General features: G+C 31.9%; 15 protein-coding genes. 9 read left to right on the plus strand and 6 right to left on the minus strand.

The genetic code is table 11. From position 1 onward, the window contains the following. Positions 1-4: 4 nt before the first annotated feature. On the minus strand, positions 5-214 hold the full coding sequence (locus NH341_RS10115; RefSeq protein ID WP_073182855.1) for a hypothetical protein: 210 nt from the start codon (positions 212-214) through the stop codon (positions 5-7). Positions 215-500: 286 nt separating this feature from the next. Between NH341_RS10115 and NH341_RS10120 the strand changes: the two genes are divergently transcribed. From NH341_RS10120 to NH341_RS10135, 4 genes are all read left to right on the plus strand, one after another. Further along, entirely contained in the window at positions 501-671 is a 171-nt protein-coding gene (locus NH341_RS10120) for a hypothetical protein (RefSeq protein WP_159495251.1), read from the plus strand. A 29-nt stretch (positions 672-700) separates the two neighbouring features. Continuing rightward, complete coding sequence (locus NH341_RS10125) at positions 701-883, plus strand: hypothetical protein (RefSeq protein WP_047789557.1); 183 nt, start codon at positions 701-703, stop codon at positions 881-883. 97 nt (positions 884-980) lie between these two features. Continuing rightward, positions 981-1,160 carry a hypothetical protein gene (locus tag NH341_RS10130; RefSeq protein WP_047789556.1) on the plus strand — a complete coding sequence of 60 codons (180 nt, stop codon included), beginning with the start codon at positions 981-983 and terminating at the stop codon, positions 1,158-1,160. Between the two features lie 21 nt (positions 1,161-1,181). Further along, complete coding sequence (locus NH341_RS10135; RefSeq protein WP_047789555.1) at positions 1,182-1,361, plus strand: hypothetical protein; 180 nt, start codon at positions 1,182-1,184, stop codon at positions 1,359-1,361. Positions 1,362-1,460: 99 nt separating this feature from the next. On the opposite strand, the gene lon is transcribed toward NH341_RS10135, so the two are convergent. Next, a complete protein-coding gene (gene lon / locus NH341_RS10140) occupies positions 1,461-3,917 on the minus strand; it encodes an endopeptidase La (protein ID WP_159616710.1) in 2,457 nt (818 codons plus the stop codon). A gap of 230 nt (positions 3,918-4,147) precedes the next feature. Here lon and NH341_RS10145 point away from each other — a divergent pair, with 230 nt between their 5' ends. Further along, complete coding sequence (locus tag NH341_RS10145) at positions 4,148-4,834, plus strand: M48 family metallopeptidase (RefSeq protein WP_047789553.1); 687 nt, start codon at positions 4,148-4,150, stop codon at positions 4,832-4,834. Positions 4,835-4,851: 17 nt separating this feature from the next. Here NH341_RS10145 and NH341_RS10150 read toward each other — a convergent pair whose 3' ends face one another. The 3 genes from NH341_RS10150 to pheT form a co-directional block, all read right to left on the minus strand. Then, entirely contained in the window at positions 4,852-5,466 is a 615-nt protein-coding gene (locus tag NH341_RS10150; protein WP_073182862.1) for a LysE family translocator, read from the minus strand. A 344-nt stretch (positions 5,467-5,810) separates the two neighbouring features. Then, the gene (locus tag NH341_RS10155; protein WP_253056730.1) at positions 5,811-6,848 is read right to left on the minus strand and encodes a quinone-dependent dihydroorotate dehydrogenase; all 1,038 of its coding nucleotides are present in this window, start codon (positions 6,846-6,848) and stop codon (positions 5,811-5,813) included. Positions 6,849-6,912: 64 nt separating this feature from the next. After that, on the minus strand, positions 6,913-9,339 hold the full coding sequence (gene pheT, locus NH341_RS10160; protein WP_253056732.1) for a phenylalanine--tRNA ligase subunit beta: 2,427 nt from the start codon (positions 9,337-9,339) through the stop codon (positions 6,913-6,915). A gap of 174 nt (positions 9,340-9,513) precedes the next feature. Between pheT and NH341_RS10165 the strand changes: the two genes are divergently transcribed. Beyond that, positions 9,514-12,084, plus strand: a complete 2,571-nt coding sequence (locus tag NH341_RS10165) for an endonuclease (RefSeq protein ID WP_253056734.1) — start codon at positions 9,514-9,516, stop codon at positions 12,082-12,084. A gap of 72 nt (positions 12,085-12,156) precedes the next feature. On the opposite strand, the gene NH341_RS10170 is transcribed toward NH341_RS10165, so the two are convergent. Then, entirely contained in the window at positions 12,157-12,450 is a 294-nt protein-coding gene (locus NH341_RS10170) for a hypothetical protein (protein ID WP_073182871.1), read from the minus strand. Positions 12,451-12,553: 103 nt separating this feature from the next. Between NH341_RS10170 and NH341_RS10175 the strand changes: the two genes are divergently transcribed. Genes NH341_RS10175 through NH341_RS10185 form a run of 3 tightly spaced genes read left to right on the plus strand, consistent with a single transcriptional unit; the run spans position 12,554 to position 15,191 of the window. Then, complete coding sequence (locus NH341_RS10175; RefSeq protein ID WP_167713922.1) at positions 12,554-13,180, plus strand: CoA pyrophosphatase; 627 nt, start codon at positions 12,554-12,556, stop codon at positions 13,178-13,180. Between the two features lie 60 nt (positions 13,181-13,240). Further along, a complete protein-coding gene (locus NH341_RS10180) occupies positions 13,241-14,077 on the plus strand; it encodes a 1-acyl-sn-glycerol-3-phosphate acyltransferase (protein WP_047789545.1) in 837 nt (278 codons plus the stop codon). Between the two features lie 25 nt (positions 14,078-14,102). Continuing rightward, positions 14,103-15,191 (plus strand): M42 family metallopeptidase, encoded by a 1,089-nt coding sequence (locus tag NH341_RS10185; RefSeq protein ID WP_253056736.1) that lies wholly within the window; start codon positions 14,103-14,105, stop codon positions 15,189-15,191. The last annotated feature ends 8 nt before the right edge of the window (positions 15,192-15,199 follow it).

A 15,199-nucleotide genomic window follows, 5' to 3' on the forward strand; every position in this document is an offset into this window, starting at 1 on the left:
TATTTTAAACCTTAAAATTATTTTTACGATCGTAGCATTTATCTTTTTCTGCACTTGGTGGTAAAACAAAACAGTCTTCTTCTCCATCTGTATCTGGTCCGCCAAAATCTATTTTTTCATAATTCGCCTTAACTGGATCTCCTGCTAAAATCTTTGTTTTTTCCTCTAGTGTTAATTTATACTTTGCTAACATCTCAATAGATAAACATTTCATAAGTTTTAATTTTTAAGTTATATGTAAAGTTAATTTTTTAATCTATTGTTTTTGTTTTTATCAAACTCACCAAAAAACAAAACACACAAAACACTACAAAACAACATCTTACAATAAAAATAACAATGTCATTATTTTTAAATAGTACCTCCTGTTTTCATAAATAGTACCTGTTTTCACTTCTTTTGTAGCTAACAATGTTTAATATTTGTTAAAAATCAAGCTTGTTTTAATGCGTCCCCCGAAAAGCATTTAATAGAGTAGGGATAACTCGAATTAATTAATCATGTTAAAATCAATTTCTAAATTAGGAAACGTTCTGAATAAATCAGAACAAAGAACTATTAATGGTGGACAAATTGTTTGCCCTAGAGGAACTTATTTAAAATGTAATTGGATAAGATGTTGGTGTGAACCAGAATATGTTGAAGAATTACCTGTAGACTTTGACCACTAAAAATTATCAATAACCAAAACTAATTAATCATGAAAGCAAAAATTTTAAATTTAGGTACTGTTATTAATAAAACAGCACAAAAACAAATTAATGGAGGTACCGAAGTAATCTGTCCTATAGGTTTTTTTTATTATTGTGTTCCAAGAGAAGTTTATTGTTATTGTAAGCTAAAATTTGTAGATGATTTGCATCTTCTGAAGGAGACGATATAACCATTGCGAACAATTTAATATAGTTAAAAACTTTACAGCAATTACTTATGTTTTACAATTTAAAACAAGTACTTAACTCAATAACAAATTAATAATTATGAAAACAAAAATTTTAAATTTAGGTACTGTTATTAATAAAACAGCGCAAAAACAAATTTTAGGAGGTACACCTGCAAAATGTCCTGGAGATGGAGTATTGAAATGTAGAGGAAAAGAGCCTTATATTATGTGTTGGTGTGAATATGATAAGAAGAATTTTCTTGAACCTAACTATTAGTAATTAATTAAAAATATAATTATGAAAACAAAAATTTCAAACTTAGGTACTGTTATCAATAAAACAGCGCAAAAACAAATTTTAGGAGGTACACCTATAAAATGTCCTGGAGATGGAGTATGGACATGTAGAGGAAAAGAGCCTTATATTATATGTTGGTGTGTATATGATAAACACTATGACCGTGAACCTAACTTTTAAGTAACAAAGCAATGTATATTCACGAAGTTTCTTAAGTAAAACTCTACTTAAAAAACAGCCAATAGAACTATATTGGCTGTTTGTTTAGTTTTTCTAATATTATAAAAGCTTCTTAGCATTCTTAACTTTTTGCTTGGTAAGTGCTATATCAATTACCTCACTCATGTCGGTTACATAATGAAATGTTAACCCTTTTAAGTAGCTCTCTTTTATTTCTTCTATATCCTTTTTATTATCAGCACACAAAATAATTTCTTTAATATTTGCTCGTTTTGCTGCTAATATTTTTTCTTTAATTCCACCAACTGGAAGTACCTTTCCGCGTAGCGTAATCTCTCCAGTCATGGCTAATTTATTTTTCACCTTACGCTGTGTAAATACAGAAACTAAAGAAGTTAACATCGTGATACCTGCACTTGGACCGTCTTTAGGGGTAGCTCCTTCAGGCACGTGAATGTGTACATCATACTTATCTAATACTTCAGGATTAATTCCAAATTCCTCAGCATTAGATTTTATATATTTCATTGCTATTGTTGAAGACTCTTTCATTACAGTACCTAAGTTACCTGTTATTGAAAGATTTCCTTTTCCTTTAGAAATAATAGATTCTATAAATAAAATATCTCCTCCAACACTTGTCCAAGCTAACCCAGTAACAACACCTGCAACATCGTTATTCTCGTACTTATCACGTTCTAAACGTGCAGGTCCTAAAATAGTTTCTATATCTTCATTTGTCAAAACAACATTGTACTCCTCTTCCATCGCAATAGACTTTGCGGCAAAGCGAACTACTTTTGCTACTTGTTTTTCTAAACCACGGACTCCAGACTCTCTAGTATATCCTTCAACTATTTTCTCTATCTGCTTTTTACCTACTGTTAAATGTTCTTTTGATAATCCGTGCTCTTTTAATTGCTTTGGGAACAAGTATTTTTTAGCAATTTCTACCTTTTCTTCAATAGTATACCCTGTTACGTTAATAATTTCCATACGATCACGTAATGCCCATGGAATTTGATTAATGTTATTAGCTGTTGCTATAAATAATACTTTAGAAAGATCATATCCTACTTCTAAATAATTATCATAAAAAGCTGTGTTTTGTTCTGGGTCTAATACTTCTAACATCGCTGAAGAAGGATCTCCTTGATGACTTTGACTTAACTTATCTATTTCATCTAACACAAATACAGGATTTGAAGTTCCTGCCTTTTTAATATTTTGGATTAAACGACCAGGCATTGCTCCAATATAGGTTTTACGGTGTCCTCTAATTTCAGCTTCATCACGTAAACCTCCTAAAGACATACGTACGTACTTGCGTCCTAATGCTTCAGCTACCGATTTACCTAACGATGTTTTACCTACTCCTGGAGGTCCGTATAAACAAATAATTGGCGATTTCATATCACCACGTAATTTTAAAACCGCTAAATGCTCTAAAATACGCTCTTTAACTTTCTCTAACCCAAAATGATCTCTATCTAAAATTTTTTGAGCTCTTTTTAAATCAAATTTATCTTTTGAATACTCGCCCCAAGGTAACTCTAACATTAACTCTAAGTAGTTACGCTGTACACCATATTCTGCCATTTGAGGGTTCATACGTCTTAAACGCCCTAACTCTTTCTCAAAAGTTTCTCCAACCTCTTTATTCCATTTTTTAGACTTAGCCTTAGTACGCATTTCATCTAGCTCTTGCTCGTGAGAAACACCACCTAATTCATCTTGAATGGTTTTTAATTGTTGATTTAAATAGTATTCACGTTGTTGTTTATCTAAGTCAGAACGTGTTTTAGATTGAATATCGTTACGTAATTGTAACTTTTGAAGCTCTTTATCTAAATTCTTTAACGTTAATAATGCACGTTCTTTTAAATTGTCTTTCTCAAGTAATACCTGCTTTTGCGATACACTTAATTCCATGTTTGACGAAATAAAATTCACCAAAAATGAATTGGATTGAATATTTTTTATAGCAAAAGATGCTTCTGAAGGTAGCATAGGGTTTTCTTTAATTACCTCTAATGCTAAGTCTTTAATCGAATCGATAATTGCATCAAACTCTTTTTGATCATCAATTTCTCGCTCATCTACAGCTTCTTTTACTCTTGCTTTTAAGTAAGGGGCTTCTTGCGTAATTTCCTCTATTTCAAAACGCTTTTTACCTTGGATAATTACAGTTGTATTACCATCAGGCATTTTTAATACACGTAAAATTTGTGCCACTACACCTGTTTGATAAATATCATCAATTCCTGGATCTTCAACTTCACTATCTTTTTGTGCTACAACACCTACAACTTTATCTCCCTTGTTGGCATCTTTAATTAACTGAATAGACTTATCTCTACCTGCCGTAATTGGAATTACAACTCCTGGAAATAACACTGTATTACGTAGAGGAAGAATTGGTAATTCTTCAGGAATACTTTCTTGATTTATTAACTCTTCATCTTCTGGTGTTAATAATGGAATTAACTCTGAATCCTCATTAAAAACATCTTGAAGCGACAAATTGTCTAAATGTAATATTTTTGATTTACTCATATCTTATTTATTCTGTCATAGTGGCACTTATCACTCTTTTATTGAAAAAAAACCACTTTTTAAAAACCTTAATCTACTGATAAACAAAAGAATAAACTTAAACTCTTATCTATCTCGTTATCTATATTTCAATTCTTATGCCAACGAAAGCTATAAATAATTTAATTTGTAACTTATTTGGTTCTAAATCGTCTTACTAACATCTTATTTCAACATAAAACTAACCAAAAATGAAATTTAACATTTTAACTCTATCATTACTTTTATTACTAATTAACTGTACCTCAAAAACAAACTCTTCTGAGTTTATTGAAAAAGCAGCAGGACGCTATTATTTTAATGCTGATGAAATTATAGAAGTTACTTTTAATAATGACAATAAATTACTTATAAAATGGCGTAATCAAAACTTAGAACCTTTAAAAGTGAATGATTCTTCTTTTTACGTTAGAGAGTTAAATGAAAAACTAATTTTTAATACTTCTAAGAATATGATAGGGTTAGCTGAAAAGCGTGAGCATGAAGGTGAAAAGTATGTCTTTAAAAAACTAAAAAAAGGAGAAAAAACTCCCAGCGAACATTTAGCAGAAGGTAACTTTGAAGCTGCTTTAAAAGGTTACAAAGCTATAAAAGAAAAAGACAGTTTAAATCCTGTAATCAGAGAACGAAATATAAATAGGTTAGGATATCAATACCTTAGAAAAGATGAGTTTGAAAATGCCCTTAATGTTTTTAAAATTAATATTGAATTGTATCCTAACAGTTCAAATACTTATGATAGTACCGCTGATGCTTATACCAGAATGAAAGATACAGCGAACGCTATTGAATACTATAAAAAAGCTTTAACCATTAACCCTGAAAATAGAAGTTCTAAACGTGCTTTAGAAAAACTTACTTTAAAGAAAGAGGAATAAATAATCTTGAAAGTTTTTTAAAGTAAAATTAACATCGCTATACCTATAAAAACTACAATTTGCGCCCATTTTAAATATATTCCCACCTTTTTGTGCTGTTTAATGTAATTAGAAATTTTTCCTGCCAAAATAGCAATGGAAGAAAATATTAAAAAAGATGTTAGAATGAATAATCCTCCTAATACATAAAATTGGAGTACGTTTGACAAGCTGTCAGAAAACAAAAACTGTGGGAAGAATGCCAAAAAGAAAATTGTAACCTTCGGGTTTAATACATTCATCCAAAAACCTGTTTTGAATAACTGTAATGTTGATTTTTTCTGAACATTCTCTGTTGAAAAGGCAATTTTAGCATCACTTTTATACACCTGATAGGCTAAATACAGTAAATATCCTGCTCCAAATAGCTTGATGATAAAAAATAAATTCGGATTCTGTTTGATGATTTCCGATACTCCAAAAGCCACCAAAGTTGTATGAATTATACATCCTGTCATTAAACCAGCAACCGTAGCTAATCCATATTTTCTTCCATTAACAATACTTTGTGTTAAGACAAAAATATTATCAGGACCTGGTGAAATAGCTAAAGTAGCCGTAGCAAATACAAAAGATATGAGGGTTTCTAGCATTTTTTTACTTAATTAGATTGAATAAGATAATATAAAAAGTAAAATGTAATATAGAGCGGGAAAAAAACCTATGATTACCCAAACTATGTTTTTTTTAAAATCTTTTTTTCTCTGAAACCATACTATTAATGGAAACAAAGCGGATAGAATAAGTCCTATATAAACTAATCCTTTCGAAAATTGCTTTCCATTTTCATATAAATACTTATTATCTGAAAAGCGATAGATTTCAAACTCTCCTTTTAATATTAAATATTGAGCAAGAAATAAAAAAATAAGAAACAATACTATTTTGTAGGATAATAAAAATCTCTTCATTCACCAAAGTTGTAACAACAATAATACTATTTCTTCTCAGCTAAAATAGCCTTATTGATTCTTTTTACCAAACTAGGTCCTTCGTAAATAAAACCTGTATAAATTTGTACCAAATCAGCACCTGCTTTTAGCTTTTCTAAAGCATCTTTTTCAGAATGGATACCTCCTACTCCAATAATTGGAAACGCTTTATTAGAGTTATCCGTTAGATACTTAATTACTCTTGTGCTTCTATCTTTAACCGGTTGTCCGCTTAGACCTCCATTACCTATTTCTTGTAAACGTTCTTTAGAAGCTTTTAAATTATCTCTATTTACCGATGTATTTGATGCTATAACTCCATCAATTTTAGTTTCAGCAACCAATTCAATAATCTCATCTAATTGTTGATTGTTTAAGTCGGGAGCAATCTTTAATAGAATTGGTTTTTGTGTTACTTTAGCATTATTCAATTTTTGAACTTCAGTAATCAATTCCTTTAAATAATCAGCATCTTCTAATTTTGCATGGCTAGATACATTCGGGCAGCTTACATTCAATACAAAATAATCTACATACGGGTGTAACCCTTTAAAACACGCTACATAGTCTTCCGTATAATTTTCAGGGGCTGTATTCGTGTTCTTACCAATGTTTCCTCCAATAATTATTTTTCCTTTGTTCTTTTTTAATTGCTCAATCGCTGCTTCTAAACCTTCATTATTAAAACCCATTCGGTTGATAATTCCTTTATCATCTTTTAAACGGAATAAACGTTTTTTCGGGTTTCCTTCTTGACCTTTTGGTGTAACCGTACCAATTTCAACAAAACCAAAACCAAAATTAGCCAACTCATTATACAGCACTGCATTTTTATCAAATCCTGCTGCTAACCCTACAGGGTTTTTAAACGTTAATCCGAATAAATTACGTTCTAACTTTTTATCGTTTACTTGATACATTCCTCTAAAAATAGAAGACATTCCTGGTATTTTAGATAGAAACTTTACGAGTGAAAATGTAAAGTGGTGAATCTTTTCAGGATCAAAAAGGAAAAAAATTGGGCGAATCAGTAATTTATACATTAGTTTATTTTAAGTATTGTTCTTTGTTAAATATAAAAAAAGCTCCAAAAATGGAGCTTCTGAATTATCGTAATACAGCATCTAAATTCTTTTCGAATGTTTGCTGTAGTTTCTGCATTATTTTATCTATTTGCTTATCTGCTAATGTTTTGTTTTCATCTTGTAATACAAAACTTACTGCATACGACTTTTTACCTTCTGGTAATTTGTCTCCTTCATACACATCAAATAAATCCACTTCTTTTAAAAGTTTTCTTTCTGATTGAAATGCTAAGTTATAAATTTCTTTGAACTCAACTTTATTATCCAATAACAAGGCTAAATCACGCTTTACAGCTGGAAACTTAGGTAAATCGGCTACTTTTATTTTTTTCTTGCCTACTAATTCTAAAATATTCTGCCAGTTAAAGTCTGCAAACAATACCTCTTGTTTTATTGAAAACTCTTTTAAAATCACTCTTTTAACAACTCCTAACTCTACTAACTTAGTTTTTCCTAAACTTAACGTAATTCCTTCAGAAAACACATCTGATTTTGTTGGAGTGGTTTTTAATTTATCAATTCCTAAACGACTTAATAAAGCTGTTACAATCCCTTTAACATAAAAGAAATCTGATGTCTGTGTAGCTACCTTCCAGCTATCTTGTGTTCTATTACCAGTAACAAATAATGTTAAATGCTTATCTTCTTGGTATCCGCTTTCATATTTATGATACGTCTTACCAAACTCGTAAAACTTTAATGAATTGTTCTTTCTGTTAATATTGTACGCTACAGATTCTAAACCACTAAATAGTAACGATTGACGCATTACTTTTAAGTCGTTACTTAACGGATTCAACATTTCAACGTTAAAATCAGCATTTAAGTTCTCAGACAATTCAATATAATCTGCCTTTGTTAACGAATTTGCCATGGTTTCATTAAACCCTAACGATGTTAACTGGTCAGCAACAATATTCTCTATTTTAACTTCTTTATCACTATCAAAAGAAATAGACGTATTTAATTTATGAGAAAACTCTACATTATTATATCCATAAACACGTAAGATTTCCTCTATAATATCTGCTTCACGTTGTACATCTACACGATACGATGGTACTACCAATCCTAAACCAGCTTCAGTAACACTATTAATTTTAATATCTAATGAAGCTAAAATCTTTTTAATCGTTTCCTTAGGTATTTCTTGACCTATTAATTTATACGCATTTTCAAACGATAAAAACACTTCAAAATCTTCCACCTTTACAGGATAAAAATCTAAAATATCAGAAGACATTTTTCCTCCTGCATATTCTTCAATTAATAAAGCAGCACGTTTTAAAGCATATTTTGTTGTGTTGATGTCAATACCTCTTTCAAAACGGAAAGAAGCGTCTGTATTTAACCCGTGACGTTTTGCTGTTTTACGAACAGACACAGGGTTAAAATAAGCACTTTCTAAGAAAATAGAAGTTGTATGCTCTGTAACTCCTGATTGTGCTCCTCCAAATACACCTCCAATACATAATGGATTATCATCTGCATCACAAATCATAATATCCTCAGATGACAACTCTCTTTCTACATCATCTAACGTAGTAAACTTAGTACCTTCTTCTAAAGTTTTCACTACTACTTTGCCTCCTCTAATTTTAGAAGCATCAAAAGCGTGTAGTGGTTGTCCTAACTCATGCAATACATAGTTAGTAATATCTACAATATTATTTTTTGGAGTTAACCCAATTGCTTTTAATCTGTTTTGAATCCATTCTGGTGATTCTTTTACTTCAACATCAGTAATGGTTATACCACAATAGCGAGGTGCTAAATCTTTATCTTCTATTTCAATATCAATTTTATGAGTACGCTCATCAACATGAAAATCAGAAACAGAAGGAGATATTAACTCAATATTAGTTCCTTGCTGAATTAATCCAGCTCTTAAATCGCGTGCAACACCGTAATGACTCATGGCATCTGCTCGGTTTGGTGTTAACCCAATTTCAAAAACATAGTCTGTCTCAATGTTAAAAACCTCTGAACAAGGAGTACCCGGAGCTAAATTCTCGTCTAACACCATAATACCATCATGACTTTGTCCTAAACCTAATTCGTCTTCGGCACAAATCATTCCGTGACTCTCTTCTCCTCTTATCTTTCCTTTTTTAATTTTAAAGCCTTCTCCTTTTTCATCATACAACATGGTACCAACAGTAGCCACAGGAACTTTTTGTCCTGCCGCGACATTTGGTGCTCCACATACAATTTGTACAGGGGTACCATTTCCTAAATCAACAGTAGTAACCTTTAACTTATCTGCATTAGCGTGCTTTTCACAAGTTAAAACTTCTCCTACAACTACCCCTTTTAGGCTTCCTTTAATACTCTCTACAGTTTCTATTCCTTCAACTTCAAGACCTAAATCAGTTAATAACTCACCTGTTTTCTCTGCCTCCCAGTCTGTCTGTAAAAATTGTTGTAACCAATTGTATGATATCTTCATAATCAATCTCTAATTTTAGCGTGCAAATTTACGCAAAATAAAGGAAAAACTATAAACTAGTTACCTACAAAAGATATACTATTGATTATTAACCTTTTGATAACATCAAAAAATTATATTTTTTATTGATTTGCAGGAGGTTAACAAAAATTTAACTTTTTTCAATAAAATATTATGAAACACAAACTACTCTTCTTCTTTTTAATAGCTTCATTAGCTGTTTTTTCACAAATTCCTTCATATTACAACGATGTTAATTTGAATTTATCTGGTTCAGCATTAAAAAATGAGCTCGCTACTAAAATTATTAATACACATACAACAAACCTGTCATACACACCTGGTGTGTGGAATGCACTTAAACAAACTGATTTAGATCCTAACGACGCTAGTAAGGTTTTATTAATTTATGGGTATAGTGATACTGACGGTAATTATGTAACCGATAGAACTAGAAGTAAAGATGCTAATGGTGGTAGTGCTGGTACACAATGGAACAGAGAACATGTATACCCTAAATCATTAGGAAGTCCTAATTTAGGAACTTCTGGTCCTGGTGCAGATGCACATCATTTAAGACCTTCTGATATTTCTTTCAACTCTCAAAGAGGTAGTAAAAAATTTGTAAATAGTTCTGGTAATGCTGGTAGTGTTTCTGGAGGTTGGTATCCTGGAGACGAATGGAAAGGTGATGTTGCTCGTATGATGATGTATATGTATTTACGTTACGGTAACCAATGTTTACCTACGGGTGTTGGTACAGGAGCTACGATGGCTTCTGACTCTAACATGCTTGCTTTATTTATTCAATGGAATGTGGATGACCCTGTATCAGACTTTGAAAAGCAACGTAACCCTATTTTAGAAGGAATTCAAGGAAATCGTAATCCGTTTATTGACAACCCTGCATTTGCTACTAAAATTTGGGGAGGACCTCAAGCTGAAGATTTATTTGGAGGTGGTAGTGTATCAGACACACAAGCTCCTACTGCTCCATCTAATTTAGCTGCTTCAAATATTACAGAAACTACAGTTGATTTAACTTGGTCAGCTTCTACTGATAATGTTGGTGTTTCAGGATATGATGTATACAATGGAACTACGAAAATTGCTACCGTTACAACAACTTCGTATAGCGTTACAGGTTTAACAGCAGCAACTAATTATACTTTTTCTGTAAAAGCTAAAGATGCTGCAGGTAATCAATCTACTTCTAGTAATTCTGTTTCTATTACAACTAACACAAGTTCAGGTGGAGGAAATGGAACAGCTGCGGATTTATTAATTTCTGAGTATGTAGAGGGTTCTTCAAATAATAAAGCTATTGAAATTGCTAATTTCACTGGAGCCAGTGTAAACTTATCAGGGTATTCATTAAAGAAAGCTGCCAACGGTGGTGGGTGGACCAATACGTTAACTTTAAGTGGTCAATTAACAAATGGTGATGTGTATGTCATAGCTAATAGCAGTGCTTCTAGTACAATATTAAATAAAGCTGACAGAACAGATACTGGTGTAATTTCTTTTAATGGAAACGATGCTGTTGGTTTATTCAAAGGAAATACTCTTATCGATTTGATTGGAAATCCTAATAGCTCTTCAACTTTTGCACAAGACAAAACAATGCAAAGAAAATCTTCTGTTACATCTCCTAACAGTACATATACAGCTTCTGAATGGAATATATTAGCAAAAGATACATTTAGCGGCTTGGGAAACCACAACATTGATGGAGGAACTTCTACCCCAGACACAACTGCTCCATCTGCGCCAACCAATGTTGCTGCTTCAAATATTACACAAACTTCTGTTAATTTAAGCTGGACTGCTTCAACTGACAATATTGGTGTTACAGAATATGACATATATCAAGGAAGTTCAAAAATAGCCACTGTTACTACTACAAGTTATTCTGTAAGTAAATTAACAGCCTCTACAAGCTATACTTTTTCTGTAAAAGCCAAAGATGCTGCAAACAATATTTCTTCTTCAAGTAATACGGTAAACATAACAACTCTAGCAAACACAATTTCTTATTGTAGTACTAAAGGGAATAATGTAAATTATGAATGGATTGACAATGTTGTTATTGGTGGAATTTCAAACGCTACTGGTGCCAACGGTGGATATGCTGACTTTACTTCTTTAACTGGAAACTTACCTTACGGAAGTAATACTATTGTAGTAAGCGCTGGATTTGCTAGTTCTTCATACACAGAATACTGGAAAGTTTGGATTGATTTTAATAAAAATGGAACTTTTGAATCTTCTGAAGAAGTTGTTAGTGGTTCTTCATCTAGCTCTGGTAATTTATCCTATAATTTTTCTGTTCCTACCTCTGCTTTAGCAGGTACTACAAGAATGCGTGTATCAATGAAATGGAATGCAGCTCCATCAGCTTGTGAGACTTTTTCTTATGGTGAAGTTGAAGATTATACTGTTAACATAGGTAGTAGCTCTAAAGGTTTAGGATACAACAACATCACTATCGATGGAAAGTTGGGCAATGAAGCTTCCATTTTTGATGCTAGTGTTTCACCAAACCCTAGTGTAGACTTCATAAAAATTAATTTAGCTGATGACAGAGATGCTACTTTTAAAATAACAAATTTAGCAGGACAACAAGTTTTAGCAGGAAAAGTTACTCATAAAAGTCTTGATGTTTCAAGTCTACATAACGGAATTTATATTCTTGAAGTAAACGATGGTCAAAAATCATTTACAAAAAAAATCATCAAGAAATAGTTTATAGTTATAGAATACTAAGAAGAGCTTCCAAAATTGGAAGCTCTTTATTTTTTTATTCGACTTAAAAGACTAAACTTCAATCGTAGTTTTTGTTTCCTTTGAAGAAAAAACATAAGTATATAACCACATAAGAGTAAATGTTGGCACAACATCTAACCCAGGCATCGCTTCTTCAATAAAAGCAATGGCTCCTGCTACTTTACCTTTATTTCCTTTATACATTTTTGTCATTATATACGCTGATGCTGGTGCCCAAACAATATCTGACAACTCTCCAAGCCCAGGTATTAAATAAGATACATACCCTATAGCGTCAAACAACAAACTTAATGCTAGTTTTTGGTACTTTTTTTCTTTATTCATTTAGTATTAAATTAATTCCACACCTAACAAATCAAAATTCAAGCCAAAACTTATAACTTTTATCTTGTAAATTGATAAGTTTGTTCTAAAATACTAAAAACGAATGACTTTTTCTGATTTTATCAATCAAATAGAAAGATTGCAGCAAAAGCAACTAGGTGGTTTAACTTCTCAATTTAAGTTAGCTCCAAAATTAAGAACACGGTTTTCAGAAGAATTAATACTAAGCAAAAATCCAAGAAAAGCAGCTGTTTTAGCGTTATTTTACCCTGACAATGATAACCAAACACGCTTTTTACTTACTGAAAGAGCGAGTTATAATGGAGCGCATTCATCTCAAATTAGCTTTCCTGGTGGGAAATTTGACAAAGAGGATAGTAGCCTACAAACAACTGCTTTACGGGAAACTTTTGAAGAAGTTGGTATACACTATAAATCTATTGAAATAATACGACAAACTTCAGACGCATATATTCCTCCTAGTAACTTTTTAGTAGCTCCATTTATAGGTGTTTCAGAAAAAACACCTCATTTCACTCCAAACGAAGAAGTTGCAGAAATTATTGAAGTTTTATTAGCTGATTTATTAGACGATTCAAACTTGACTTCAGTAGAAATGGAAACCTCATACATGAAAAATATTGAGGTACCATGCTTTAAATTAAACGATTACATTGTATGGGGTGCAACTGCCATGATGCTTTCAGAAATTAAAGATTTATTTAAATAGTTTTTTTTATGGTTTTCTTTTGTAATTTAGCATTTACACTAATAAAACCAGATTATAAAAATGCCTTTATTTAAAAGGAATCCTTTTGGACATATATTGTTCATTAAAAGATTTTTAATACAAGTTCTCGGAGTTATTTCTCACGGACGCTACCGTAAGTTTAATGACCTGCAAATAGAGGGAATGGATGTTTTAAGAAGTCTCCCCGACCAAAAAGTACTATTTATCTCCAATCACCAAACGTATTTTGCCGATGTAGCAGCTATGTTTCACGTATTTAATGCCGCTTTAAAAGGTAGAGACGATAATATTAGAAACGTAGGGTATTTATGGAAACCTAAACTAAATATTTATTATGTTGCTGCAGGTGAAACCATGCGTTCTGGTTTACTTCCTAAAATTTTTGCTTATGTAGGTTCTGTTTCTGTTGAAAGAACTTGGAGAAGCGCAGGAAAAGATGTAAACAGACAAGTAAAAATGTCTGACATTTCTAATATAGGTAAAGCTTTAGACGATGGTTGGGTAATTACCTTTCCGCAAGGTACAACTACCCCTTTTAAGCCTATTCGTCGTGGTACAGCCCATATCATTAAAACCTACAAGCCTATTGTAGTTCCTATAGTAATTGACGGATTTAGACGTTCTTTTGACAAAAAAGGATTGATGATAAAAAAACGTAACGTGCTACAATCTATGGTTATTAAAGAACCTTTAGAAATTGATTACGAAAATGAAGATGTGGCTAGCATTGTTGAAAAAATTGAGTATGCTATAGAGCAACACCCATCTTTTTTAAAGGTGTTAACACCTAAACAACTTCAAGAACAAGAAGAGTTTATTGAAAAGAGACGTTTTTGGGGAGCTGATAAACCTAAAGAAAAAGAAAAGAAAGATTAATAACATTAAAATTAACGTTTAAGTTATGGCTGATAAATCTATTTTAAATAAAAAGTCTATTGACTTTTTAGAAAAATATTTAAATAATGCTGCTCCAACTGGATACGAGTGGGAAGGGCAAAAAATATGGATGGACTATTTAAAACCTTATGTTGATGAGTTTATTACCGACACTTATGGTTCTGCTGTAGGAGTTATAAATCCTGATGCTAAATATAAAGTAGTTATTGAAGGACATGCTGATGAAATTTCTTGGTATGTAAACTATATTTCTGATGACGGATTAATTTATGTAATTCGTAATGGAGGGAGTGATCATCAAATAGCTCCTAGTAAAATTGTAAACATTCATACTAAAAACGGAATTGTAAAAGGTGTTTTCGGATGGCCAGCAATCCATACACGTAATAAAGCCAAAGAAGAAGCTCCAAAACCAGACAATATTTTTATTGATTGTGGTTGTAGCACTAAAGAAGAAGTTGAAAAATTAGGTGTACATGTTGGTTGTGTTATTACCTATCCAGATGAGTTTCATATTTTAAATGAGAACAAATTTGTTTGTCGTGCTTTAGACAACCGTATGGGTGGGTTTATGATTGCTGAAGTTGCTCGTTTGTTACACGAAAACAAGAAAAAATTACCTTTCGGATTATACATTACAAACTCAGTTCAAGAAGAAATTGGTTTACGTGGTGCACAAATGATTACTGAAACCATAAAACCTAACGTAGCTATTGTTACCGATGTAACACATGATACTACAACTCCTATGATCGACAAGAAAAAAGAAGGTCATTTAGAGTTAGGTAAAGGTCCTGTAGTAGCTTATGCTCCTGCTGTACAACAAAAATTAAGAGATTTAATTATTGATACTGCCGAAGCTAACAAAATTCCTTTCCAACGCTCTGCCCTATCAAGAGCTACAGGAACTGACACCGATGCATTTGCATACAGCAATGGTGGAGTTGCTTCTGCTTTAATCTCTTTACCATTACGTTATATGCACACTACCGTTGAAATGGTACACCGTGAAGATGTTGAGAACGTAATTAAAATGATTTACGAAAGTTTATTAAAAATTGAAGACGGAGAAAATTTCTCTTATTTCAAATAATATAGATA

Origin of the sequence: Tenacibaculum sp. XPcli2-G, from assembly GCF_024124505.1 — a bacterium.
Taxonomy (GTDB): domain Bacteria; phylum Bacteroidota; class Bacteroidia; order Flavobacteriales; family Flavobacteriaceae; genus Polaribacter; species Polaribacter mesophilus.